Genomic DNA, 24,732 nt, shown 5'->3' with positions numbered 1-24,732 from the left:
TGCCATGTCACGTCCTGAATTTGCACCCACCGTTCCGCCGCCCTTCCCCCGCTACCTCGCCGTGATCATCCTGTTGTGCATGGGTTGTGCCTTCGCCGGTAACCATGTGGCGGCGCGGGTCGCTTTCGATGACGGCGCGGGCGTGTTACTGGCGATTTTGATGCGTTCCGGCGGCACCTTGCTGGTGCTCGCCGTTCTCGTACTGTGGCAAAGGCAAAGTCTGCGTCTGCCACCGGGTGCGTGGCGGTGGCAATTGTTGCTGGGCCTGCTGATCACCGCGCAGAGCCTGTGTCTGTACTCCGCCGTCGCACGTGTCCCGGTGGCGATTGCGCTCTTGGTGGCGAACGTATTTCCCATCCTGCTCGCCTTGCTCACCTGGGCGCTGGGCGGTCCGAGACCGACCGCACGCACCGCCATGCTGATGGGTTTGATTCTGATCGGGTTGGTCTTCGTGCTGGACGTTCCCGGGCGCCTGTCGGACACGGCCAGCGTTGGTCCGGAATGGCTGCTGGGCATCGCGCTCGCCTTCTGCGCCGCCAGCGTATTCGCCTGCGCGCTGTGGATCACCGATCACAAGTTGTCCCAGGTACGCGGCTCGGTGCGCAGCCTGTTGACCATTTTCATTGTCTTCAGCAGCGTCAATCTGGCGGGACTGACCGGCGCCCTCCCCGGCGGACTCGATCTGCCCGCCACCTCAACCGGCTGGCTTGCCCTCGCCACGCTGGTGGTGTTGTACGGCACCGGTTTTATCGTGCTGTTCATTTCCGTGCCACGACTGGACATGCCACGCAATGCGCCGGTGATGAACATCGAGCCGTTGGCGACATTGCTGATGGGCTGGATTGTGCTGGACCAGATGCTCAGCAAAGGGCAGATCGTCGGCGGGGTGATTGTCGTGAGCGGGATTGTCTTGCTCACGTATCGGAAAACGGCGGTGAAGGTTGAGGCGAAAGCTGAGGGGTGAGGACGCGACAGGGGGCTCTTAATAGAGGTTCGCGCAGAGCAGCGACCGCCGCTCTGCCCGCCCCTTTTGGGATTCAGTTTTTCCCAACAACCTCTCTCACAAAATCTTCATACCGACGCAACGGATGCCCGATCAACGCCTCGATCCGCTCGACCGACCCTGCCCCCGCTTGCATGCCGTACCGCTGAATCCCTGCCATCATCAGGCGCATGTCATACGCCAGCCACGCTGGACCATACGCCGCCAACTGCCCTTCAAACGCGGCGACATCATCGCCGCCATAGACAACTTCACGCCCCAGCACGGCACTCCAGATTTTCGCCACCGATTCCCCGGTAAGGACTTGCGGGCCAACCAGTTCCAGCGTGACACGTTCCTGCGCAGCAGGAGCCCGATCACGCTGCAGCAATTGCGCCACCGCCACGTCCGCGATGTCGCGCGCGTCGATCATCGCGACGCCCGCCGAGCCGATCGGCATTGGGTAGACGCCGTAATCCTGGATCGTCTGCCGGACCATCAGTTCGTTCTGCATGAAATACGCGGGACGCAGGATGGTGGCGGGCAGGTCGAGGCTTTCGATCATGCGCTCTACGGTGTATTTGCCGGTGAAGTGCGGGACGTTGGTGAATTTGTCCGCGTGGATCACCGACAGGTAAACGATGCGTTCGATGCCGGCCTCTTGCGCGAGGTTGAGGGTGATCAGCGCTTGCGTGACTTCGTCGGGCGTGACGGCGTTGAGCAGAAACAGCGTGCGTACCGACGCCAGAGCCTGGCGCATCGACGCTACGTCGGTAAGGTCGGCGACGACTTCGCTGACACCCGCCGCAAATTCGCGTTTGCCGGCCTGGCGCACGAGGGCTTTGACCTCGGCGCCCGCGTTGGCAAGGCCTTGAGTAACGAGTGAACCGATGGTGCCGGTGGCGCCGATAACGAGAATGCTCATGGTGAATCTCCTGCAGTCGTGGAGCCTCGCATCGAGGCCCGATGAGGCGAAGATAGGCTGTTGCAGGGACAAAGCAGAGACGCCAGAATGCAGACACTTTGTTTCAAATACGGAACAGTTATGAACCTCAATGCCCTGATCGATTTCATGTTGGTCGCGACGAACGAAGGGCTGGGCAAGGCCAGCCGGGCAAGTGGTATTTCCAAGGCCACGCTGTCGCGGCGCATTACCGATCTTGAGGAGCAACTGGGCGTGCGGCTGATAGAGCGCAGTGCGCGCGGGTTGAAGTTGACTGAAGCAGGCGAGTTGCTGATGTCGCGAACCGAGACGCCGTTGAGCGAAGTAGCCGAAGCGCTGACGGCGGCACGCGAGGGTTTGTCGACGCCGCGCGGCCGTCTGCGCATCGCCGCCCCTGTATTGTTTTCACAACTGGCGATGGGGCAGATTGGCGCCGAGTTTTGCGCAGCCTACCCGCAGATCGAACTCGAGGTCGTGGCCGAGGATCGCCGCGTTGACCTGGTCGAGGAACAATTCGACGTCGCCATTCGTGTTAACCCGAGCCCGGACAGCAGTCTGGTGGGCCGCTGCTTCGCCAAGGATCGGCTGGTTGTCGTGGCGGCGCCGGACCGGCCTAAACCGGCATCGGGGGCGGTCAGCCCGGTGGCCGCCATCGTCATGCCGAGCTTCGAACCGACCCAGTGGCGGCTTGATGACGGGCAACTGGTTCTGGAGCCGATCCCCACGCTGCGCTTCTCTTCGTTCCTGATGATTCGTGACGCGGCCATCGCCGGCGCCGGTGCTGCGCTGCTGCCCCGTTCCATCGCCCGAAACTCGTTGGCTCGCGGTGAATTGGTGCAGTGGGGCACGGTCTCGGGCGTGGAGCCGGAGCTTTGGGTTTTACATACGTCCCGTCGGCTTGCCGCACCCAAGGTGCGTGCGTTTGTCGATTTCATTTGCGCACGCTACCCGGACAAGGATCTCATGCTGAATGCCTCGCCCAGTTGATGTTCAACCGGCAGTCAACTCAGGCTCTCTGTTTCAGCAACACCATTAACACCCGAACTTTTCCTTGAGCAAATCGGCAAACTTGTCTTTTGCGCGATGAAACTCTACGTGCTTGTTCCAGATAAAATAATTCTGCACGGGTGCGAGGTCTTTAAAAAAATATCCCTGGACAGCGCCGACCTGCCTGAACTGCTCAAAGATGCCTCTCGGCACAAGCGACACCCCCGCGCCTGAACTTACGCACCCAAGGATGGTGCCGTAACTGGCTATGCTCGTGATAGGGCTGGATACTGTGTGCCGCTCCAGCCAGTTCACCAAAGCCTTTCTGTAGGGGCATCCCTCGGGCCACATGAATAAATCCACGCCTTGCAGATCCTCTGGCTGGTTTATCGGCCCTGCGGAGGGCGAGGCAATCAGCACCAGCTCCTCTGTGTAAATCTCCATACTTTGAATATCCGAGTGCTCCGGCCTGACGGCAATAATCGCCCCATCCAGCTTATGACTGACGACGTCATTGGATAGCTGCGACCAGTCCCCGGTACTGAATTGCATTTGTACAGACGGAAAGCGTTGATGGTACTCGGATAACAGCTTTGGCAATCTGCCTGTGGCGGAAGACTCTATCGCGCCGATTCTCAAAACACCCGACGGCGCAGCCAAGGGATCAAGCGCTCTCTTTGATTCTTCGCACAACGACGTGATCTTGTTCGCATAGCCAAGAAAGAGTCTCCCGCACGGGCTGATCACCAGTCCCCTGCCTTTCCTTATAAATAAAGAGACCCCGAGTTCCTGTTCCAACAGTTTAATTCGATTGGTGATATTAGAGGGCACGCAGTGCAACAGCTCAGAGGCGCGGACAATGCTCCCTTGATCGGCCACCGTCTTGAACATTACCAGTTGGGACAACTCCATTGTCACTGCTCACTAAAAGTGAATGATTCACTCAGCATAAGTCACTTGTCGCATGCCATCCACGCCGGTTAGTTTCAGCTTGCGCCTCATCCTCACGCGAGACGAAAAGAACAATCTCTGAATTCAACACGTTTCAGCCACAAGAGCCCCGTCAAATGAACGCTGATAACGTTGTCATCGCATTGGCTTTCTTCGCCTTTTGCGGCGGCCTGATAGATGCCGCGGTCGGCGGTGGAGGTCTTGTGCAAGTACCAGCGCTTTTACACGCTCTACCTCAGCACAGCCTCGCCACCGTTTTCGGCACCAATAAACTGGCCGTTCTGGCGGGCAACCTTTCCTCGATATCAGGTTATTTGAAGCGGATAAAAATACATTGGAGATTGATGCTTCCGACCATGTTCGCCGCCTTTTTATTTTCTTTCCTGGGAGCTCTCTCAGTATCCGTCGTCCCGAAAAGACTGATGGAGATTGTGGTTTTCTTCATATTGATAGCCATGGCTATCTACACTTTTATGGAAAAGAACCTGGGCCTCTCGGGGGAAAACAGACAGTTCAGGAAAAAGGACATCGTCCTTGGGGTTTTCTTTGGCGGCCTTATCGGCTTTTACGACGGCGTCTTCGGCCCGGGCAGTGGCAGCCTTCTGCTTTTCATCTTTGTGAAGGTCTTTGGCTTTGATTTCCTGAATGCATCAGCCTCTGCAAAACTGGTCAACCTGGGCACGTTCAGCGCTGCGCTTATATTCTTTGTTCCCTCAGGCAACGTTTTATGGGCAGTGGGCGGCGTGGTTGCCTTATGCAATATGGCCGGCTCACTGACCGGTGTTTTTTTGGCCTTACGCTATGGGAGCGGCTTTATCAGAGTTTTCTTTCTGGTACTGCTTGTGTTTTCGATAGGCAGAATGGGGATGAACATTCTCGCTTAGGCAGCGTTGGCCGACGGCTTTTGGGCACCGTCCTTCACTCACAACGCGGCAGCACAAACACCACCCGCGCCCCGCTCGGTACATTGCGTTCAGCCCATAGCCTCCCGCCATGCCCTTCGATGATCGTGCGGCAGATAGACAGGCCCATCCCCAACCCGGTGGATTTGGTGGTGTAAAACGCCGTGAAGACTTGCTCTGCCTGATCGCAGTCAAAGCCCGGCCCCGAGTCGCTCAGTGTGATTTGTACGTCAGCACCCACCGACTCACTGCAAATCAACAACCGCCGTTGTCCCTCTGGCACAGCCGTCATGGCTTCCAGGCTGTTGATGATCAGGTTGAGCAACACCTGTTGCAATTCGACCCGGTCGGCCAATACCGCCGGTAGCTCGATAGCCGTGTGCATCTGAACGATCGCGCCGTGTCTGAGCGCTTCAGCACGTGTGAAGCCGACCATTTCTTCCACCAGCACATTGAGGTTGACCGGTTGGCGTTGCGGTGGCGTTTTGTGGATCAGTGCACGAATGCGCCCGAGTACATCCGCCGCCCGGTTGCCGTCCAGGATGATATGCCTGAGGCCCTGCTCGACCTCGTCGACATTCGGCGGCTGTGCCCGGAGCCAGCGCAGCGCGGCGTTGGCATTGGTGACCGTGGCGGCGATCGGCTGATTGACTTCGTGGGCGATGGAGGCGGCCAACTGGCCCATGGTTGCCACGCGATTGGCGTGGGCCAGTTCCGTTTGCACCTGCCGGTACCGGCGCTCGCCTTCGCGCACTTGCTCCTCGGCCTGCTTGCGTTCGCTGATATCGAGGACAAAGGCCAGCCCCTGCTGCTGACTGGCCTCGAACGCGGCCAGACCGACGATCACCGGCAAACGGCTGCCATCCTTGCGAATGTATTCCTTTTCGAACGGTTGGGCGCGGCCAGTGCGGATTGCCGTCGCCAGCGCGGCGTCGCTGGTGGCGTGCATTGAGGGCGGCGTCATGTCTCGCCAATGCACACCGCCTGATAGCAACTCGTCCCGCGCATAACCAACCATGCGCAGAAACGCGTCGTTGGCCTCGATAATTTCCCCTTCGACGCTCCAGACGATGATGCCGATGATATTGGCATCGACCAGCCGGCGGATCTTCGCCTCGCGCTCGGCGATGTCGCGATACAGGCGCGCGTTGTCCAGCGAGACCGCCGCCTGTGATGCCACCAGCCGCAGCACGGCGATGCGCGCCGGGCTGAACACTGCGGCCGACAGGTTATTTTCCAGATACAACGCACCGACAACCCGGGCCTGATTCATCAACGGCATGCAAAGGATCGAGCGCGCGCCACGCTGCTGAATGTACGGATCGGCAGCGAACACAGGGTCAGCAGCAGCGTCATCCAGGCAGACGTTGTCGCCGGTGCGCAGCGTCTGGTAGAACACCGATTCGGCCAGTGCCACCGCGTGCAGCGGCTCGTTGCACAGCTGGGTCTCACCATCGCCGATGCGGGTTTGCGCCGCGACGTACGGTGTTTCCGCATCCAGCAGGATGAGCAAGCCATGCTCGGCCCCGGCCTGTTCGATCGCGGTGCGCATGACCATTTCAATCAAGCGGTCGAGCACAATTTCTCCGGCCACGACTTGGGACACCTTCAGCACCGTGGCCAGGTCCAGATGCTCGACGGGGGTCATCAGCGTAGCGACCGGGTTGGGTTGCGCTTCTTCTGCGCGCAGAAAACGGTGACGTCGTTCCAGCTCTCGTACCTTGCCATCTGCACCCCAGCGCAAATATCCGTAGCGCGCGTCGCGAAGGTAAACGCGGGCGATTTTCGCCAGGCCGCGAGCGTTGTAGAACCGCGAGGCGAGTTCGTTGGCCAAGGCTTCGATATGGACGAAGCCGTTGTCCTGAGCCAGTTGGATCGCCTGTTCGTACATCAATTCGGCTTCGATGACTTGCCCGGCGACGCGGGCCATTTCTGCACCGACCAGCGCTACCTGACTGGCGAAAGTCTCCGCGCACAATTGCGCCCAGACCTGCAACTGCCGATGATGCTCGCTCAGCTGTTGCAGCTGATCGGTCTCGGTTTCGGGGTGAGCGGCCAGCGTTAACGCCGCATAGAAATGGTATTCGGCCTCCTCGAAAAACGCCGACACCGCCCACAGCAGCGCTTTGGCCTGCGCGGCGCAGTCGGCGGCCGCCACGTAATCCCCTGCCAGGTAACGCGCTTGCAACTTGCGCACCCAATACTTGCAGCGCGCCAGCGCCAGGTCTGACGACTCAGCCAGATGGGCCTCGGAACCCGCCTCATCGAATCCGTCAGCGTCGAGACAGCCAAACGTCGGCGTCTGTCCGCGCAGCATGCGGATCAGCGCCAACTGACAACGCATGAAATCCGCCACCAGGCCGAAACGGATTTTCTGCGCATAGGCCAGACCTGACTCTGCCTGTGCCTGCACTTCGGCCAACGGCTCGCCGATGAACAGCAGGTCGGAAATCAGGCTGTTACCCGCGAACGCCGCGTAAGGCAAATCGCCGATGCGATTGGCCGCATGCAGCGCCCGACGCAGCAGCTCGCGACATTCGCGCACTGGCCGCATCCAGCGCACCACGAAAATCGAGAAGCACAGATAGGTGCTCGCTTCGTAACGCGTGAAGCCACGACGATCGACCAGGTCGCAGGCCAACTGGCCAAAACGGTACCCGGCCACATAATCGCCGAAACGCGGGCCGGCCACCCGCCCGAAGTTGGCGTACAGCAAGCACGAGGCATCACAGTTGCCGTATTGCAGGCTCAGGCTGACCGCTTTGCAGATGGTCAGGCTGGCGAGGTTCAGATCCGATTGCACTGCCGGCGCGAAGAGTTTGCCAAGCGCGTCGAGGGTCACCAGCGCGGCGGGTTCCTCCATCAGTGGCAAGTCGATGAGTTGTTCAATATTGCGCTGGCCCAGGCTCGTCCACACCTGCTGATACTCGTCGTTCACCTGTGCATCGTCCGGATGCGCCGACCAGTCGATACCGACCTGGCGCAGATAAGCCAGACAGACCGCAACGGCGCGATCACTGCGATCAAGCAGCAAGTAGACGTCCATTTGCAGGCAGGCTACCGCCGCGCGCTCAACCGTAGTGACGGCTCGCTCGGCCAATGTCGCGAGCCGCGTGTCGGCCAGCGTCAACTGGCCGGTTAGGAATTCGCATTCGGCGCGGTTCAGTTCCAGGGCGAAACCCAACTCATGACGACTGTCGTAGCCCTGCTCACCGAGCAATTCTGCGCCAGCGCCCAAGTAGGTCAGCGCCGAGGTGTAGGCAGTCGAGGCCTTGGCGCGCTGGCCGGCCAGCAGGTTGAATTCGGCCAGTTGCTCGCGCTCGGCTCGCACGCTGATCAAATGGGCGCCACGATTGAGCTGGCCGACGATTTCGAAGATAGCCTCTTCACGCCGATCACCGGTTGTCTGCAAGGCGAGCAGTCGGCCGATGCGCAAGTGCATTTGCGCGCGCTCGGTTTCGGCGATCAGCGAATATGCCGCCTCATGGATACGGTCATGCACGAACGCAAAGGCGCCCTCCACGCGCTGGACCAACTCCAGATGCACGGCCGGCCACAGCGTCGTGTGAACGCGGGCAACCGGCATATCCAGCACAGTGGCGAGCGTATCGACTCGCGTAACGTTGCCCAGGCATGCCAATTGTTGCAGGGCCAGCCGTGTCTCCAGCGGCAGCCGCGCCAGTTTGCCGACCATCAGGTCAACGACATTGTCGGTGTAGCCTTTGGCGTTTATCAGGTGCACATCCCAATGCCAGCGGTTGCGCGCTGGGTCATAGCTCAACAATTTTTCCTCGGCCAGTGCATGAACAAACTGGATGACGAAAAATGGATTGCCGGCAGTCTTTTCCAGCACCAGGCCGGCCAGCGCGACGATGCTCGCCGGGGGGCAACGCAGGGACTCGCTGATCAATTGCTCGATATGCGCGCCGGCCAGTGGCGCGAGGCGAATCTCGTCGATGTGCACGCCGGCGTGGCGAAGGGCTTTTAGGGTGCGACTGAGTGGATGATCGCTATCGACCTCGTTGTCGCGATAGGCGCCGACCAGCAACAGATGCGGAATATCGGCGCGTGTCAGCAGGTCCTCCAGCAGATCGAGGGTGGCCGCGTCGAGCCATTGCAGGTCATCGAGGAACAGCGCCAGGGGATGTTCGGGCTGAGCGAATACGCCGATGAAACGCTGCAAGACCAACATGAAACGTTGCTGCGCCTGTTGCGGCTCAAGCTCCGGTACTGGCGCAGTCTCGCCAATGATCAGCTTGAGCTCGGGGATCAGATCGGTGATCAACCGCGCGTTCGGCTCCAGCGCCTGCAACAGTGCCGAGCGCCAGCCGGCGAGCACTTCGCTGCGCTTGCCCAACAACGTGCGCACCAGCCCTTGAAAGGCCTGGACCAGTGTCGAATACGGCACGTCGCGCTGGTACTGGTCGAACTTGCCGGCGGCGAACAAGCCACGCGAAGGCACCAGCACTTTGTGCAACTCACTGACCACCGACGATTTGCCGATGCCGGAATACCCCGAGACCAGCACCAATGCCGGCGCCCCGGTATGCACCACCTTGGTGAACGCCTCGGTCAGCGTCTGTACTTCGCGTTCACGGCCGTAGAGTTTTTCCGGAATCAGCAATCGCTCGAGGGCGCCCTGCTCGTTCAACGTGAACGAATCGACGTGCCGGGCGCGACGCCAGTCGTCGAGGCAGCGCCGCAAATCATGCTCGACGCCAGCAGCCGTTTGATAGCGCTCCTCGGCGGTTTTGGCCAACAGTTTCATGACCACACGCGAGAGCATCGCTGGCACCGTCGCGACCCGCTCGCAGGCCGGCATCGGCAGGCGCGCGATATGGCAATGCACCCACTCCATCGGGTCGTGGGCGCTGAACGGCAGCGAGCCGGTGAGCATCTGGTAAAGCGTCACGCCAAAGGCATACAGGTCGCTACGCGAATCAATCGAGCGATTCATTCGCCCGGTCTGTTCAGGCGCCATATACGCCAGGGTGCCGGCAATGGCTTCCGGCGGCGCCGGGGCTTGCCGCTCGCGAGGTAAACGCGAGGCCAGGCCAAAGCCCGTCAGCCGCGCCAGCCCATCGTGGCAATGAACAAAGATGTGCTGCGGTTTCAGATCCTTGTGCACGAGGCCACACTGGTGCATCTGCCCAAGCGCTCTGGCAACGCTTGAAGCCATGACCAGACAGGTTTCAATGTCCAGCGGTGCGACCAGCAACCGTGACAGCGGCTCGCCACCAGGATCGTCGAACAGCAGGCGAATCCGGGTGCCTGCACGCTCGAGCGCTATCGGTCGTAACGCCCAGGCTGGGTCGAGGGCGTCCTTGAGACTGTACTCGTGCGCCAGGCGGTCAACGGTGGCCGGCAATGGCTGACCGAGAGCCGGACGCATCGCCAGCACGGTGCTCTCGCCCTGCCCGCGTTCACGGGACAGTACCCGCTCGCCGTCGTCCCACAAAATCTGTTTTTTGCTGGCCATCTCTGTCGACACCGCTAAAGATTTGTTCTGCCGCACGGTGGCATGACCTGCGGTTGCTCAACGAAGGGAACGCTGTTCAGTGGCTTCGATGCACAGGCTCGATGCCCAGCGCTTCAGCGATACGCACAAGGTCCGCGACCGAGCGTGCGGCCAGCTTGCGCATGACCTGGCCTCGATGGACCTTGACGGTCACCTCGCTGAGATTGAGTTGCCCGGCAATCTGCTTGTTCATCAGGCCGGCAATGACGAAGCCGAGCACCTCGCGCTCACGCCCGGTCAAGGTGTCGTAGGCCCGGCGCAGGACGGCGCCAGCGTGTTCGGCGGCCAGCCGTGCGCTGTCGCGGGTCAGCGCACTGGCCACCGCGTCGAGCATGTCCTGATCACGGAACGGCTTGGCCAGAAAGTCCACCGCACCGGCCTTCATGGCCTTCACGCTCATGGCGATATCGCCGTGGCCGGTCATGAACACGACGGGAATGCGCAGGCCGTTCTTTTCCATCTGTTCCTGGAATGTCAGGCCGCTTTCGCCGCGCAAGCGCACATCGAGCACCAGGCAACCAGGCACGTCACGCTGGGCCGAAGCCAGGAAGTCCCGGGCCGTGTCGAAGGTCTGCACCTGCAAGCCGACGGAGCGCAGCAGGCCGTCGAGCGCCTGGCGCATCGAGACATCGTCATCGACCACGTACACCACCGGTTCCTTCGGCGCGTGGGGGCTTTGCGCAGGATTGGGATGCGGCCAGGTCATTGTGTCTCCTCGGCGAAATCGCAGCGCGCAATGGGCTGGTCAATAAATCTAGTTCGGGATGGCAACCGCAGCCAGACACCGGCCAGACGGTCAGCGATCAGGCTATCAGGCGCCGCCATTGCCGACTGGCCAGAAACCCCTGAAAATCGGCCAGACAGATGCAGTTCCGCATTCAGCGCTTCAAACAGGCATGCCGGCAATGTCCACCCTTCCCGCTTCAACCCCAGCTACGCGCGACGTCGTGTTCATCGCCTACCCACGCATGAGCCTGCTTGACCTCAGCGGCGCACAGACCGTGTTCTGGGCCGCGAGCAAAGCCTTGGCCGAGCGCGGTCAGCGCGGTTATCAACTGCACACCGCCAGTCTGTCGGGCGGTTTGATCCATACCGTCGAAGGCCTGGCCATCGACACACGGTCGTTGGGCACGCTCGACATGGCCGCGCAGGATACTTTGGTCGTGCCTGGCGCTCCCGACATCTGCCAGACCCTCGACGAACACGGCGAACTGACCGACTGGCTGCACGCCCACGCCCAACTCGCCCGCCGCGTGGTCTCGGTGTGCAGCGGCGCGTTTCTGCTGGCTCAGGCCGGTTTGCTCGACGGCTACCGCGCCGCTACTCACTGGGCCATGTGCGACGCCCTGCGCGAACGTTTTCCGGCGATCGAGGTAGACGCCGATGCGATTTTCATTCAGCAAGGCAACGTGTGGACCTCGGCCGGAGTGACTGCCGGCATCGATCTGGCTTTGGCGCTGGTCGAGGCCGATGCCGGCCACGAAGTGACCTTGCAAGTGGCGCGCGAGCTGGTGGTCTACATCAAGCGTCCCGGCGGACAGGCGCAATACAGCACACTGCTGCAATCGCAGACGCGGGACGGTTCACTGTTCGATGATCTGCACCTGTGGGTGATGGACCGCCTCGGCGACCCCCAACTGTCCGTTGAACGCCTCGCCGAGCAAGCCGCGATGAGCCTGCGTAATTTCACCCGTGTCTATAAGTTGCGCACCGGGCGCACACCGTCGAAAGCGCTTGAGCTGTTCCGCCTCGAAGCCGCCAAGCGCCTGCTGGAAAACTCCCCGCATAAAATCGAACGAATCGCCCGCCTCTGCGGCTTCAGTGACGAAGAACACCTGCGCGTCTGCTTCCAGCGTCACCTGTCGATCTCACCGCGCGACTACCGCAGCCGCTTCAGCCGCGAAGGCTGACCCGCCCCCGCACTCGCCGCTATACCTACGTATAGTTTTGCCCGATTGCCATCGGCGTATGGTGCAAGAACGACAGGAGTCACCCAGCTCGGCCGCCCGGCCCGGGAGCGTTATGCACGAGACGTATGTGATCGCGGTGGTGGACGACGACGAGGCAATTCGCGCGTCGCTGAGCAGCTTGCTGCGCGCCTGCGGTTATGAGGTGCTCAGTTATGCAGGACCTGCGCAATACCTCGAATCAGAGGGCCCCGCACAGACCCATTGTTTGATCTCCGACATTCAAATGCCTGGAATGAGCGGCCTGCAGATGCATGCGCAGCTACGGGCGTCGGGATGGTGCAGACCGGTGATTTTTGTGTCGGCGCATCAAAGGGATCTGCCCTGCGCCAAGTCCCACGCAGCCGGTGTCATTGCTTGCCTGCACAAACCCTTTGCGGCGGATGAGTTGCTTGACTGCGTTGCCGTTGCAATGCGCGAAGCTGGAATTTCCTGATATGTCTGACTCGATAGACGGTCACTCATGCCGATGTTCATACATTGCTGAGCAAATCAGCCAGAGAGATTAAGGCCCAAAGATCTGAAGTCAAAGCGCCACTAATTGCCACTACAAACACTGGCTGTCACCCTTCTCCCCGTTCAAACAGGACCAGAACAAGGAACCAAGGATTGAGCGGCTACGTCCCCAACCCACCTAAGGGCTATCGCAACACCGGCGTCGAACCCGTCGACCTAAACGCCCAACACTGGGCGCAATACAAAGACCTCCCGCCAGCGCCGGACACCAAACCCGACCTAAAGGGCTGCGTCTTCGCCAAAAGCTGCAACCTGCCCGACGGCGAAATCAACCACAGCAACCCGACAGGGTTCGTCCCCGTTGAAAAGCTGACCGACTACGGGCTATGGGCCGTTTTGGCCACTGGCGCAGCCATTACTGCCGAAGGCACGTCCCTCCAGTTTGTTGGCGGCTCCGCAACCGGCAGTGCCATTGCCCAACGGCTAGGTGGCTCACTCGCGCTAGGCCTACTCGACGGCGCAGGCGCCATGGCAGCAGGCGCTGCCGTGGGCACCGTTGCGCTATTGATGCCCAACACCAGCATTGCCCCGGACAGTGCCTTCTATAAGGACGAGCAATACGCCACGCTTGAAACCGGCCGAACGCGCGTGCGTGTCAACGTAAAAACGTTGCCGGACGGCTCCGTCAACGCCTACGGCTTTTATACGGGCGGCAAAAAGGACTGGGAGAATGTCCCGGTCATCAAAGCTCAGAAAAACGGCGAAAAATTCATAGCCAACATTGGCAACGGCATAGGACTAACGTGGACGCCCGCTGCCAGTCCGGATGGAGTGCTGGGAATTCCAGCCTTGGCAGGCGCCCCTCAGCTACCTCCCGTATGGGTTTATCCGCCGACACCACAGTCGGACACGCTGCTGGCCAACCCCGCGCACCCACCTGAGTTCCAGGATGCGATCATCTGGTTCCCGGAGGATGCGGGGCTTGAGCCGATCTACATCGTGCTCAGCACGCAGCTAGAGAAGAACAAGGCGGCGGGCGCCGCCTTCGAGGATGAAGCTTACAGCGGCTTTTCCGAAGAGATGGAAGAGTCCGGTCAGCAAGTCACGATAAAAACACAGAGCGGCACCCGAACCCGTCTCGATATGATAGGCCGAGATGCAAATGGCGACATCGCATGCATCGAGTGCAAAGCCTCTGAAACGGCACCGCTGACCCGTAATCAAAAGCGCGCGTTTCCGGAAATCGAACAGAGCGGTGGCCGAATCATGGGCAAGGGCAAACCTGGCTTTCCCGGTGGCACCCAAATCCCGCCCACCCGAGTAGAAATCTTGCGGCCTCCGCAAAAATAAGAGAACCAAGGATCTTAAATGTCCGTAATAGACGCTAAAACCATCGACATGTGGGGCATCCCAAAGTGGGACGACAACAAAATCATCCTGGGCATTGCTGATCATCTCGAGTGGGGTGACAAAACCCAACAAGGAGAGCACCTGCTTGTGCTGCAGGAGAAGATCAACAATTACATCGCCTTCATCGAAAGCGGTGAAATCTACACCGAGATCCCCGGTGCACTCGGCAAATCCCCCGTCATTCGTGTTCAAGGCAAATACGAGTTGTCCGAGCAAGGCGAGTTGTTCGTAGATAGCGTGGCCGAGACCTTGAAGGAAGTGGGGATTGGATTCGAATTTGTGCTCAAAGCGGAGTAACTGGCATCGTGATCATGAACAATCCGGCCGTTCCAGCAGGCCACACCTGAATAACTGCATCTGCCTGAGGGACAATATGTCCATCATCGAAACCAAAGTAGTCGACATCACCGCAGTGCTCGAGTGGGAACCCGACAATGTCGTACTCGTCATCACTGATCATCTGGAATGGGGCGACAAAGCTCAACAGGGTGAACACCTGTTGTTGCTACAGGAGAAGATCAACACCTACATCGCCTTCATCGAGAGCGGCGAACTGCTGGAAAGCTACGCGCCAGCCAAGGGCAAAAAACCAAAGATCCGTATCAACGGCCTTTATGAACTGCCCGAGCAAGGTGAAATCTTTATCGACCGCGTGACCGAAGTGCTCAGAGGCGTGGGCATTGGAATGGAATTTGTGCTCAAGGACGACTTCGCCATTCGACACTAAGCGTGAGATTGAGTCGAGCTAAAACCAAAGGGTATTCGCGTTCCTCTCTCGGTAGTACCGGGCCTAGTGATCTTCTGGTGAAGTGTGCGCAAAAATCTCTTGCGGTCTCGCTTCAAACGATAATCAGGATCCAGCAGACTGGTGTACCTCGGCTCGTACGCTTCATCGAGTACCGCAAAATCGAGCACACGAACGTCTCGCGTCAGTCAGAACTGACCGCTGTTAACAGGCCCGCCCAGCGGCGGCGTTAACATTGCCATACAAGTTGACCAGCGAATAAACACGACTGGGCAATCGCGTTTAAATTACACCAACTGTTACTCCAAAAAGCCTACAACGCCTTGCGCCGCTGCCTACGGGTACTTCAGAATCCGCCGGCTTACACGGCTATCGGTCGGGCTATATCGTTTCCCTGTCACTGCAAAACAGTGATCGGGTTTGGTAGCCCGTTTCTTGATAGTTATATGGCGCCCCTTTATGCGGCCTCTTTTTTGAGGCTCAGCTCTATATGGTGGCCATGCGTGGGGCTCATTCGTGAGCGCCGGGGTTAACTATCTTGACCGGTCTACCAACCCGCGTGTGGCCGCCACCCATCGTTTGGTAGCGATGGTGACGGCTCTTCATTCCTTCAAGGTAGAGAGTCATCAATGTTCAAAGTAACGCCAAACCCGCCAGAAGCCGATTCGATTCCGTACGACCCCGCTCTGGAACCTCAGCGAATAAAAGATGCGGCCGCTCGTGCCATCAACTTCTATCTCGACCCTCAGACGCTCAAGACGACGATTCCCAAGCGCCAGCCAGGCAGGATCTTTCTCATCGATCCCACGGTGGACGAGGAGACGTTGCTCGTCGAAGCCTGTGAATCACTGGCAGCCGCCAACGACATGGCCCGCGAGCTCGGTGGCGTGATTGACCTCCCACAGCGTCGTTCGTTGCTGATGTTGCAGCAGGTGATCATGTTGAGTGAGCTGATCGTCAATCGCGTGCTCGACAGCCGACGCGTGTCGAACTAGCGAACCGAGGCATGAGGGGGCGTGCTCCCTCATTACCAGCGCACGCGCCACGGCCGTGGCGCGGCATTCTCATACCCAGACGCTCAAGCGGCTCTCATCGGAGTTTCAGCTGATGTCAACGACACCATCACACCCACCGGTCACTGACCCGGCATCGCCTTATGAGTCCTTCGGTTCAAGAAAGCTTCACGACGCGGCCGAGCGCGCACTCGATCATTACCTCGCGCCAGCGATCAACGCCACGCCCTATAGACCCAACACTCTGTTTATGGTCAATCCGCAGTCCGACACCGAATCGCTGCTGGTTAACGCATGTGAATCCCTGGCCTCCGCCACGGTGATGCTAGGTGATTTTGCTGGGATGCTGGAAGGCTCACGGCGCAATACCCTGTTGGGTATTGCGCAGGTGGTCATGCTGGGGGAACTGGCGGTGAACAAAGCGTTGGATAACGTTGAGCCCACTGATTGATCACCAGTACTCGCCGTGCTGGGTCTTGCACCTACACGGCGTTTCGAATTCAGCGCGCGAGGCTGGCGCTGTTCAGGCTGGTTAGAAAACTGCGGATGTTGTTTTGCACCGCGCGGTTGATTGATTCTTTGATTCTTACCAGACCCGAAAACGCATAACCCGGCGGGACTTCGCCGATCGCTGCGACGTCCTTTTCGAACAACACCTTGCCCGTCTTGCGGCTCACCAGTTGGTAACGCGCCATCGACGTGGTGGTCATGGTGATGCCGCCGGCGGGCACGTCCAGTTCCAGGATTTTAACCAGTAGGTTCACCTTGTTGCTCGAGTCGTCATCAAACACCGTGGCACGGTTCAAGCTTTCCTGCAGCGCGCTTTGCCATAGTTGCGGCACGGCTTCGCCATAGGAAGGCAAGTCACCGGTCTTTTCCGAAGGGCTGGCGTAGGACACCGACGTAGCACGTAGATCGGCATCAAGCTTTTGTGTGCTGGCTTGCACGCCGTCGACGGAAAAATTCAACGGTGGCGCCGAGACGCAGCCGGTCAAAACCAAAAGCACACTTGCAGCAACAAAGGCGTTACGAATCATGCTGGGCATCCATGTCTAAAGGTGTGTGGCACGTGAAGGATTCGTAATCCTGTCGTTAAATCTGAATAAAAGCCAGTGTTGGCCCGCGCCGTCAAGATTGGGTTCTACCTCAATGAGCCCATCAGGAGCGACCACAATGAAAAAACCACTCACACCTTCACGCTCAAGTTCCCCTTCACCAGCACCAGCGGCGAGTTGCTGTCATCGCTGCCCATCAAACGCCTCAAGCGCAAAGACATCAGCGCCGCGCAAACCGCCCCTCGCCCATACCTTCGTATACCCCCCTTCCACCCATGCGTACCCCTCACACACCGATGGACAACTGTGCCCGCAGGCGCTGCGCCCTAGCATTGTTTTCGACAACGGGCGATTGAGCGCCAGGCAGTAAGGCAAGCCGTTGCGGCGGCCAGTGATCGTCACGCCAGAGCCCGGGCCGGGCTCGGATTTATCCATCCATCAGCGTCAGGGAGCACATTATGAAACAGCAATTATTGGTGATCGGTGCAGGGTTCGGCGGGCTGTGGAGTGCGTTGGGCGCCGCCCGGTTGCTGGACATACATGGTCGTCAGGATGTCGAGATCACACTGCTCGCCCCGCAAGCCGAACTGCGTATTCGCCCGCGTTTCTACGAACCTGACGTGCACAGCATGTTCGCGCCGCTGGACGCTTTGTTCGATGCCGTTGGCGTGCGTTTCGTCAAAGGCACCGCTGAAAGCATTGATGGCCTTACGCGCCGCGTCGGTTACCGCGACGAGACCGGGCGTCCGGGACATCTCACCTACGATCGGTTGATTCTCGCCAGCGGCAGCCAGCTCGCGCGGCCACCGGTTCCCGGACTCAAAGAGCATGCGTTCGACGTTGATCAGATCGAATCCTCCGCCCGCCTGGAACGTCATCTCATCGCCCTCGCCAACCAACCGGCCAGCGTTGCGCGCAACACCGTGGTGGTCGCCGGTGGCGGTTTCACGGGGATCGAAACCGCGACCGAGATGCCGGCGCGTCTGCGCGCCATTCTGGGCGAGGATCAGAATGTGCGGGTGATCGTCATCGATCGCAGCAAAGACATCGCCGCGACCATGGGCGACGGCATTCGCCCATCAATCATCGAGGCGTCCGATGCGTTGGGTATCGAATGGATCGTCGACGCCACCGTCGCAGCCGTGGATGCCAAGGGTGTCACCCTCGCCGATGGCCGCCACATCGAAAGTCACACGGTGATCTGGACCGTGGGCTTCCGCGCCAGCCCGCTCACCGAACAGCTTGAAGCCAAACGCGATGGCCAGGGGCGTCTGCATGTCGACGGCAACCTCAAGGTGGAAGGCATCGATCACGTATTTGCGGCCGGCGATGTCGCCCGCGCCGCCACCGACGACCTCGGAAACTATGCGGCGATGTCTTGCCAACACGCGATCAGCCTCGGTCGTTATGCCGGTAACAACGCCGCGGCCGATCTGCTCGGTGTGGCCCCAATCACCTACCGTCAGCCGAAATACGTGACGTGCCTGGATCTCGGTGCGTGGGGTGCGGTGTACACCGAGGGTTGGGATCGTCAACTGAAACTGGTGAAGGCCGAAGCCAAAGAGCTGAAGACACAAATCAACACCGTGTGGATCTACCCGCCGGCAGCCGACCGTCGCACTGCGCTCGCGGCCGCTGACCCACTGATCCCGGTGGCCTGATTTCACCCTGCACTTTTTGCCCTGAAAACAAGGAGAACACCATGACCCTGCATCTGGATTCCTTCACCGCCGACCGTGCCGTGACCCTGCAAACCCCGAGCGAAGAACTGGTCCCGTCGCGCTACGCCCTGCGTCTGGGCGACATTGATGTGATGGTGATCAGCGACGGCGTGCTGCCGTTGCCGACCCAGACCATGTCGACCAATGCCGATCCCGCCGACCGCGCCGCCTGGTTCAAGGAAATGTACCTGGGACCGGATGCGTTCGACTGGGCACTCAACGTGCTGGTGGTGCGCAGCGGCGATCAGGTCATCCTCGTCGACGCCGGCCTCGGTGGCCAGTTTCCCGGTTTCCCCCGCGCCGGGCAATTTCCCAAGCGCCTGGCCGCTGCCGGCGTCGACCTCGCCGACATCACCGATATCGTCATCACGCACATGCACATGGACCACATCGGTGGCCTGCTGGTCGACTCTGTGAAAAGCCGTCTACGCGACGACGTGCGCATCCACGTCACCGCCGCTGAAGTGAATTTCTGGACCACGCCGGACTTCACGTATACGAACATGCCCGCGCCGGTGCCTGACGTCCTGCGCAGCACGGCCAACGCCTTCATCGACCACTACGAAAGCAAGCTGCGGAGCTTCGAAGATGAATGCCAGGTCGCCCCCGGCGTGGTCGCCAGGCTTACTGGTGGTCATACGCCAGGCCACTGCGTGGTCTACGTAAACTCGGGCGGCGAGCGCCTCACCTTTGCGGGTGACGCGTTGTTCCCTGTGGCCTTCGACCACCCCGACTGGCACAACGGTTTCGAACACGATCCGGCGAAATCTGTAGAGGTTCGTGTGCGTCTGCTTAACGAAGCCGCCGCCAGCGGCGAGCTGTTCGTCGCCACGCATCTGGCCTTCCCTTCGGTCGGTCGCGTCGCGGTCAACGGTGATGCCTTCCGCTGGATTCCGGCCATATGGGATTACTGATTGCCCGCTGGAAAACCTTCGCCCGGCCCCTGCCGGGCGAAGGCATTTAGCACCAGCGCCACGCAGAGCTGTCCGAGCGGTGACCCACAACCGCCTGCTGTGTAACACTGCTGCAGCAAGCAAATCTGTGCGGAGGACAGAACGTTGGGTTATCTGGATTGGGTGCAATGGCCGGCCATGCTGGTCACCGTAATGGCCGCCTGGCTGATCGGTTCGCAGCGACCGCAACGGCGCATGAGCGGCTTCGTGTGTTTCAGTCTTAGCAATCTGTTGTGGGTGATCTGGGGCCTTCATGCCGGCGCTTTTGCGTTGATCGTCCTGCAGATCTGCCTGTTCCTGATGAACCTGCGCGGCTTCATGAAAAACCGCGTTTGCAAGCAGTAAGTGGCGCTGATCAGCCGCCCGGCAAATCCTTGGAATTTTTTTTGTCGGACAAACTCCGTTTCGTATGAGCAAAGGAGGAACTCATGCGTAGCACCGATCTTTTTGTCATCGAATACAAACATCACGAGCAGCCGAAGTCTTTCGTTATCCGCGCCAAGAGCATGCGCAACGCTGATGCCTGGCATTGGGCGAGCTGCGATGCCGGTATTGCGCCCATTCCGAAACCGGGTAAACCGCCATTGAAAGTCGTCTCCAAACCGCAGGCTGAGCGCTATGGAATCACCGACGTGAAATGGCGCGAGACGGCGGCGGTTGACTGGACGGAGGCTTAGTCGACCCAAGTCCTTCGACCGATCTTGCACGCGAGCCATGCGCCCCAAAACAGGCTGCTGAAAAACCGCGTCGCCTGGCCAAATCCCGCGTCATGCAACAACGTCTGAACCGCCGCCTCGGAGTGCGGCGGATCAGCGCCCTGCAATATCTTCCCGAGTTTAGCCTGCACCTCATCGGCGGTTGCGCCCTGCTGTCGCCAGCGCTGGCTCCAGGCTTGCAATAGCAACGGCTGACTGGCGTAGGCGTAATGATTGCCAGCGACGATCAACGGTGCGCCGGGTTTCAGCCGGGCCTGAATGGATCGAAGGATTTGCTGCTTGGCTTCGTCACCGCCCAGATGATGGAGCACACCGATCAGCGTGGCGGCATCGAAGGATGCATCTGCCGGCAAGTCTTCGACATGCCCGAGGTGCACTTGGGTTCTGTGCAATAGATCATTGGCGCGCAGATGCCCGGTCGCAGCCGCCAGCATCGGCTCGGAAGGATCGACTGCAACAAAATCCCAGTCCGGCTCCAGCGCGGCCATGGTGATGATTTCCTGAGCCGTACCGCCCGCGCCCACCACCAACACTTTTGCCGAACTCGACGGACCGAGGCTGGCGGCCAACATGCAGGCCGCGAGATCGTGACAGGCATCGTAGCCAGCCAGGGCAATGCGGCTTTGTCGGGCGTATTCGCTGGCGCGGGAGGTGTCGAATTTGGCGGCGGGGTCGGTGGCAGGCTGGGTCATGGCATTCTCCTTGGCTTTGCGGCACGCTACGCCCTGACCGCGAAGAAGAAAAATCCAATGATTTTATGGGGGGCATTCCGCTGAGGAATAAGGAGGGTGTAAGGGCTTTCTCTACTGATCGTTCCCACAGCGTGGGAACGATCAAATCCACGGTTTACGACCAGAAGCCTTGATGCGGCTCGGCCGCCTCGGCCTCCAGCATCGGCCCAAAAACACTGACAGGGCGCTGCCCCCTGGAAAACACTTCGCGACACGGCAGCGAGAACGTCGGGTTCTCCGGGTGGTCCCCGGTCAATCCCAGCAACGCGTGCTCTGACAAGGCATAAACCACTCGCCCGACACCGGTCCAATACACCGCGCCCGCGCACATGCAGCAGGGTTCGGCGCTAGTGTAGAGCGTGCACAGTTCCAGCTCTTGAGGCGACAACAGCCTGGCCGCAGCAGCCACCGCGACCAGTTCGGCGTGCTGGGTGGGGTCGCCTTCTGGCGGCATCGAGTTGTTGCCGGCCTCGGCGATGACCTTGCCGTCGCGGTCCGCCACCAATGCCGCAAACGGATGGCGACCACGTTGCTTCGATGCTTGAGACAAGGCAATGGTCTGTCGCAGCAACTCCAGATCAAGATCGCTGATGCCGGCCGGAACACATTGAGTGAATTGATTCATGGGTAACTCCTGGGCAGTGAAAAACGACAAGGGTCAGTCGGCCAGTTCAGCCGCTGATGTGCCGACGGGGTCGGTCGATGGTTGTTGTTTGTTGAGCAACACGTTGAGCACGATGGCAGTGATCGCACCGAGAAAAATCCCGCTGTCCAGCACCAGTTTCAGGGTTGGGCCTACGTGTTCGAACAGCGCCGGAAAGGACATCGGCAGCACTCCGACACTGACCGACACCGCGACGATGATCGCGTTGCGGGTGCCTTCGAACTGCACGCGTGACAGCTCCTGAATGCCTGCCACCGTGGTCATGCCAAACATCACAACCGCGCAGCCACCCAGCACTGGCGTTGGCACCGCCGCGATCAGCGCCCCGAGTTTGGGGAACAACCCCATCAGCACCATGATTGCTCCGGCGCTGGCAACGACGAAGCGGCTCTTGATGCTGGACAAGGCAATCAGCCCCGTGTTTTGCGTAAAGGCGTTGTACGGAAAACTGTTGAACAAACCGCCGAGCATGGTCGACAAGCCATCGGCACGGAAGGCGTTGCCGAGGGTTTGTTGCGTAGTCGGTTTGCCCACCAGCTTGCCGATGGCCAGGCAGTTGCCTGTGGTCTCGGCCATGATCACCAGCATCGCCAAGGTCATGATCAGAATCGGCACCAGAGAGAATTGAGGCGCACCGAACGCCATCGGCGCGCTCAGCTCAAACCAAGCCGCTTCGCTGACCCGACTGAACTGCGTCATGCCACACGCGGCGGCGATCAGGCTGCCGACAAACAAACCGATGAGCACGCTCAGGTTGCCGATAAAACCGCTGAATTTGGCGTAGATCACCAGCGTTACGCTGACTGTGGCAAGACCCAGCAGCAGGTTGGCGGGACGGCCGAAGTCAGGCGAATCGGGGTTACCTCCACCCAGCCAGATCGCCGCCGCCGGCATCAGTGAAATGCCGATGATGGTGATCAGGCTGCCGATCACCACCGGCGGAAAGAATCGCAGCAAACGGCTGAACACTGGCGCCAGCACGATGGTGAGGAAACCGGCGGCGATCACAGCACCAAAGATCTGGCTGAGACCGAACTCCTTGCCGATCATGATCATCGGCGCCAGCGCAATGAACGAGCAGCCTTGAATCAGCGGCAAACGCGCGCCGAATTTCCAGAAACCGAGGGTCTGAATCAAGGTCGCCACGCCGGACGTCAACAGATTCGCGTTGATCAGTAGAACCACCTGGGCCGACGTTAGCCCCATCGCGCTGCCGAGAATCAGCGGCACCGCCACCGCTCCCGCGTACATCACCAGAACATGCTGCAGGCCAAAAGTGAACAGCTGTCGCAGGGGCAACACCTCATCGACCGGATGAATGGGTTGTGTAGTCATGGCACAAGCTCCTGAAAGGGGCAGCGTTTGTTGTAATCGCGGGTGCTCAGGGCAAATGAACCGAGAGGATCGGCCCCGGCGTTCGATGACGCCCGGTCATCCTTGAATGTTTTTAACGATGAAACAAATTAGCAACCATCGCTTTTTTCGATGGCGAACAGGCGGCACAATCGCGATCAGTCATGAGGATTGCCCTCACTTTCGAACCGGGAGTACACCGCTTGCGCTTCTCACTCGACCAATTGCTGATGTTCGTCCAAGTGGTGAAAAGCGGCTCGTTTTCCGCTGCCGGGCGCAAGTTGGGCAAGACGCAATCGACCATCAGCGCGGCGATTGCCAATCTGGAAACCGATCTGGGTGTCGAGTTGTTCGACCGACGCAACCGAAGCCCCGCCCTTACAGCCAGCGGCCACAAGTTGCTGGTTCAGGCCGAAGCGGTGCTGGAGCGCTGCATGACCTTCGAGGCGCACGCCGATTGCCTTTCAGATAACGTCGAACCGACCCTGACACTGGCGATTGAGACACCGTACGGCCCGATCATGCCGGTGCTGCAAGCATTCGAGCAGGCGTTCCCGTATGTCGACCTGATCATTCGGCATCCGGTTTACGGTGACGTCAGCGAACTGGTGAGCAGCGGCGAGGCGGTGCTGGGCGTGGCGTTTTCACAGCCAGGCTATGCCAGGGAACTGGCGTTCCAGCAATTGGGCAAACTGATCATGTTGCACGTTTGCCATCCCGACCATCCGTTGGCTCAACTCGACAACGTCACGTTCGACGATTTGCATGTGCACCGGCGCTTGGCTTTCAGCGCTCACGCCAGCAAGCTGCCAAGCAGCGAATACTTGCGCTCGACGCAACTGTGGCAAGCGGAAAGCTACCTGGCGCTGCTGGAGATGGTCCGTGCCGGCCTCGGCTGGGCAACCCTGCCACGTCAGCTGATTCAGCGCGAACTGGGCAACGGGGAACTGGTCGAGTTGCAGTTGTCGGCGTACCCGCACACCGACTGGCAAGTTGGCGTCGATCTGTTGTGGGCACGGCAAAGGCCCTTGGGCACGGCCGAGCGGTGGCTGAAGGAAAAGCTGCAAGGGAACAAGGTGTACGAAAGGGATCGCAATGGGCAGAGCACGACGCTTTGATCATTTGGCAAACAACAGGCTCATGTCCTTGAACGCCTTGAATTCAAGCGCATTGCCGCAGGGATCGAACAGAAACATCGTCGCTTGTTCGCCCACTTCGCCTTTGAATCGAATGTAAGGTTCGATCACGAACTGCGTGCCAAATGACCTCAGGCGCTCGGCCAGTGCTTCCCATTGCTCCCACTGCAAAACAATCCCAAAGTGCGGGACCGGCACGTCGTGACCGTCGACCGGGTTGCTGTGCACGCTTTCCTGAGACGCTGTCTTCGGCTGTTCGTGAATGACCAACTGGTGGCCGTAGAAGTTGAAGTCGACCCATTGCGCGCTGGATCGTCCCTCCTCCAGGCCGAACACTTCGCCGTAAAAACTGCGGCAGGCCGCGAGGTCGTAAACAGGGATGGCGAGGTGGAAAGGCGAAAGACTCATCAGCAACTCCATGGGTTCGTTTTCAGGGAGACCGGCTGCAACGCAAGGCGGCCAACCGGGGAATGCAGCCATCCTAGGCGGAATAATCCAACAGAAAAATCAATATATATTTCTTAGAAAC

Annotated in this window: 24 protein-coding genes; 15 read left to right on the top strand and 9 right to left on the bottom strand. The window is 59.8% G+C overall.

From position 1 onward, the window contains the following. The first annotated feature begins 4 nt into the window (after positions 1 to 4). Positions 5 to 964, top strand: a complete 960-nt coding sequence (locus HU727_RS02825) for an EamA family transporter (protein WP_186528177.1) — start codon at positions 5 to 7, stop codon at positions 962 to 964. Positions 965 to 1,037: 73 nt separating this feature from the next. Here the strand turns inward: HU727_RS02825 and HU727_RS02820 are convergent, their stop codons facing one another. Beyond that, positions 1,038 to 1,907: an NmrA/HSCARG family protein gene (locus HU727_RS02820; RefSeq protein ID WP_186528176.1), complete on the bottom strand. Its 870-nt coding sequence runs from the start codon at positions 1,905 to 1,907 to the stop codon at positions 1,038 to 1,040. Positions 1,908 to 2,027: 120 nt separating this feature from the next. Here HU727_RS02820 and HU727_RS02815 point away from each other — a divergent pair, with 120 nt between their 5' ends. Continuing rightward, positions 2,028 to 2,912, top strand: coding sequence for a LysR family transcriptional regulator (locus tag HU727_RS02815; protein WP_186528175.1), 885 nt, complete (start codon positions 2,028 to 2,030; stop codon positions 2,910 to 2,912). Between the two features lie 45 nt (positions 2,913 to 2,957). On the opposite strand, the gene HU727_RS02810 is transcribed toward HU727_RS02815, so the two are convergent. After that, positions 2,958 to 3,824 (bottom strand): LysR family transcriptional regulator, encoded by an 867-nt coding sequence (locus tag HU727_RS02810; RefSeq protein ID WP_186528174.1) that lies wholly within the window; start codon positions 3,822 to 3,824, stop codon positions 2,958 to 2,960. Positions 3,825 to 3,979: 155 nt separating this feature from the next. Between HU727_RS02810 and HU727_RS02805 the strand changes: the two genes are divergently transcribed. Beyond that, positions 3,980 to 4,747, top strand: coding sequence for a sulfite exporter TauE/SafE family protein (locus tag HU727_RS02805; RefSeq protein WP_186528173.1), 768 nt, complete (start codon positions 3,980 to 3,982; stop codon positions 4,745 to 4,747). A gap of 34 nt (positions 4,748 to 4,781) precedes the next feature. Here the strand turns inward: HU727_RS02805 and HU727_RS02800 are convergent, their stop codons facing one another. Then, positions 4,782 to 10,244 carry a trifunctional serine/threonine-protein kinase/ATP-binding protein/sensor histidine kinase gene (locus tag HU727_RS02800; protein ID WP_186528172.1) on the bottom strand — a complete coding sequence of 1,821 codons (5,463 nt, stop codon included), beginning with the start codon at positions 10,242 to 10,244 and terminating at the stop codon, positions 4,782 to 4,784. Between the two features lie 76 nt (positions 10,245 to 10,320). Beyond that, positions 10,321 to 10,989: a response regulator transcription factor gene (locus tag HU727_RS02795; RefSeq protein ID WP_186528171.1), complete on the bottom strand. Its 669-nt coding sequence runs from the start codon at positions 10,987 to 10,989 to the stop codon at positions 10,321 to 10,323. A gap of 199 nt (positions 10,990 to 11,188) precedes the next feature. On the opposite strand from HU727_RS02795, the gene HU727_RS02790 reads away from it, so the two are divergent. The 7 genes from HU727_RS02790 to HU727_RS02760 all read left to right on the top strand — a co-directional run bounded on the left by HU727_RS02790 (position 11,189) and on the right by HU727_RS02760 (position 16,325). Continuing rightward, complete coding sequence (locus HU727_RS02790) at positions 11,189 to 12,193, top strand: GlxA family transcriptional regulator (protein WP_437180369.1); 1,005 nt, start codon at positions 11,189 to 11,191, stop codon at positions 12,191 to 12,193. Positions 12,194 to 12,305: 112 nt separating this feature from the next. Continuing rightward, positions 12,306 to 12,686: a response regulator transcription factor gene (locus HU727_RS02785; RefSeq protein ID WP_186528169.1), complete on the top strand. Its 381-nt coding sequence runs from the start codon at positions 12,306 to 12,308 to the stop codon at positions 12,684 to 12,686. A 173-nt stretch (positions 12,687 to 12,859) separates the two neighbouring features. Next, the gene (locus tag HU727_RS02780; RefSeq protein ID WP_186528168.1) at positions 12,860 to 14,056 is read left to right on the top strand and encodes an S-type pyocin domain-containing protein; all 1,197 of its coding nucleotides are present in this window, start codon (positions 12,860 to 12,862) and stop codon (positions 14,054 to 14,056) included. Positions 14,057 to 14,074: 18 nt separating this feature from the next. Beyond that, on the top strand, positions 14,075 to 14,413 hold the full coding sequence (locus HU727_RS02775) for a DUF6572 domain-containing protein (protein ID WP_186528167.1): 339 nt from the start codon (positions 14,075 to 14,077) through the stop codon (positions 14,411 to 14,413). Positions 14,414 to 14,489: 76 nt separating this feature from the next. Next, positions 14,490 to 14,843 carry a DUF6572 domain-containing protein gene (locus HU727_RS02770; protein WP_186528166.1) on the top strand — a complete coding sequence of 118 codons (354 nt, stop codon included), beginning with the start codon at positions 14,490 to 14,492 and terminating at the stop codon, positions 14,841 to 14,843. 647 nt (positions 14,844 to 15,490) lie between these two features. Further along, the gene (locus HU727_RS02765; protein WP_186528165.1) at positions 15,491 to 15,856 is read left to right on the top strand and encodes a DUF6124 family protein; all 366 of its coding nucleotides are present in this window, start codon (positions 15,491 to 15,493) and stop codon (positions 15,854 to 15,856) included. A gap of 112 nt (positions 15,857 to 15,968) precedes the next feature. Continuing rightward, positions 15,969 to 16,325, top strand: a complete 357-nt coding sequence (locus HU727_RS02760; protein WP_186528164.1) for a DUF6124 family protein — start codon at positions 15,969 to 15,971, stop codon at positions 16,323 to 16,325. Positions 16,326 to 16,374: 49 nt separating this feature from the next. Here HU727_RS02760 and HU727_RS02755 read toward each other — a convergent pair whose 3' ends face one another. Further along, on the bottom strand, positions 16,375 to 16,911 hold the full coding sequence (locus HU727_RS02755; protein ID WP_186528163.1) for a UDP-N-acetylglucosamine acyltransferase: 537 nt from the start codon (positions 16,909 to 16,911) through the stop codon (positions 16,375 to 16,377). A 476-nt stretch (positions 16,912 to 17,387) separates the two neighbouring features. Between HU727_RS02755 and HU727_RS02750 the strand changes: the two genes are divergently transcribed. The 4 genes from HU727_RS02750 to HU727_RS02735 all read left to right on the top strand — a co-directional run bounded on the left by HU727_RS02750 (position 17,388) and on the right by HU727_RS02735 (position 20,280). Continuing rightward, positions 17,388 to 18,590, top strand: a complete 1,203-nt coding sequence (locus tag HU727_RS02750) for an NAD(P)/FAD-dependent oxidoreductase (protein ID WP_186528162.1) — start codon at positions 17,388 to 17,390, stop codon at positions 18,588 to 18,590. 41 nt (positions 18,591 to 18,631) lie between these two features. Beyond that, entirely contained in the window at positions 18,632 to 19,564 is a 933-nt protein-coding gene (locus HU727_RS02745) for an MBL fold metallo-hydrolase (protein ID WP_186528161.1), read from the top strand. A 144-nt stretch (positions 19,565 to 19,708) separates the two neighbouring features. Beyond that, on the top strand, positions 19,709 to 19,948 hold the full coding sequence (locus tag HU727_RS02740; protein WP_186528160.1) for a hypothetical protein: 240 nt from the start codon (positions 19,709 to 19,711) through the stop codon (positions 19,946 to 19,948). A gap of 83 nt (positions 19,949 to 20,031) precedes the next feature. Then, positions 20,032 to 20,280, top strand: a complete 249-nt coding sequence (locus HU727_RS02735; RefSeq protein WP_186528159.1) for a DUF6555 family protein — start codon at positions 20,032 to 20,034, stop codon at positions 20,278 to 20,280. Here the strand turns inward: HU727_RS02735 and HU727_RS02730 are convergent. The 3 genes from HU727_RS02730 to HU727_RS02720 form a co-directional block, all read right to left on the bottom strand. Next, positions 20,277 to 21,011: a class I SAM-dependent methyltransferase gene (locus tag HU727_RS02730; RefSeq protein ID WP_186528158.1), complete on the bottom strand. Its 735-nt coding sequence runs from the start codon at positions 21,009 to 21,011 to the stop codon at positions 20,277 to 20,279. The genes HU727_RS02735 and HU727_RS02730 overlap by 4 nt on opposite strands. Before the next feature lie 154 nt (positions 21,012 to 21,165). Continuing rightward, the gene (locus HU727_RS02725; protein WP_186528157.1) at positions 21,166 to 21,675 is read right to left on the bottom strand and encodes a nucleoside deaminase; all 510 of its coding nucleotides are present in this window, start codon (positions 21,673 to 21,675) and stop codon (positions 21,166 to 21,168) included. A gap of 33 nt (positions 21,676 to 21,708) precedes the next feature. Then, positions 21,709 to 23,049: a nucleobase:cation symporter-2 family protein gene (locus tag HU727_RS02720; RefSeq protein ID WP_186528156.1), complete on the bottom strand. Its 1,341-nt coding sequence runs from the start codon at positions 23,047 to 23,049 to the stop codon at positions 21,709 to 21,711. A gap of 221 nt (positions 23,050 to 23,270) precedes the next feature. On the opposite strand from HU727_RS02720, the gene HU727_RS02715 reads away from it, so the two are divergent. Further along, positions 23,271 to 24,185: a LysR family transcriptional regulator gene (locus HU727_RS02715; RefSeq protein WP_186528155.1), complete on the top strand. Its 915-nt coding sequence runs from the start codon at positions 23,271 to 23,273 to the stop codon at positions 24,183 to 24,185. Here the strand turns inward: HU727_RS02715 and HU727_RS02710 are convergent, their stop codons facing one another. After that, positions 24,186 to 24,611, bottom strand: a complete 426-nt coding sequence (locus HU727_RS02710) for a VOC family protein (protein WP_186528154.1) — start codon at positions 24,609 to 24,611, stop codon at positions 24,186 to 24,188. Positions 24,612 to 24,732: the final 121 nt, after the last annotated feature.

The organism is Pseudomonas khorasanensis (assembly GCF_014268505.2).
Lineage (GTDB): Bacteria > Pseudomonadota > Gammaproteobacteria > Pseudomonadales > Pseudomonadaceae > Aquipseudomonas > Aquipseudomonas khorasanensis.
The sequence above is the reverse complement of the archived record's forward strand: the minus strand, read 5'-3'. Positions and strand labels throughout refer to the sequence as shown.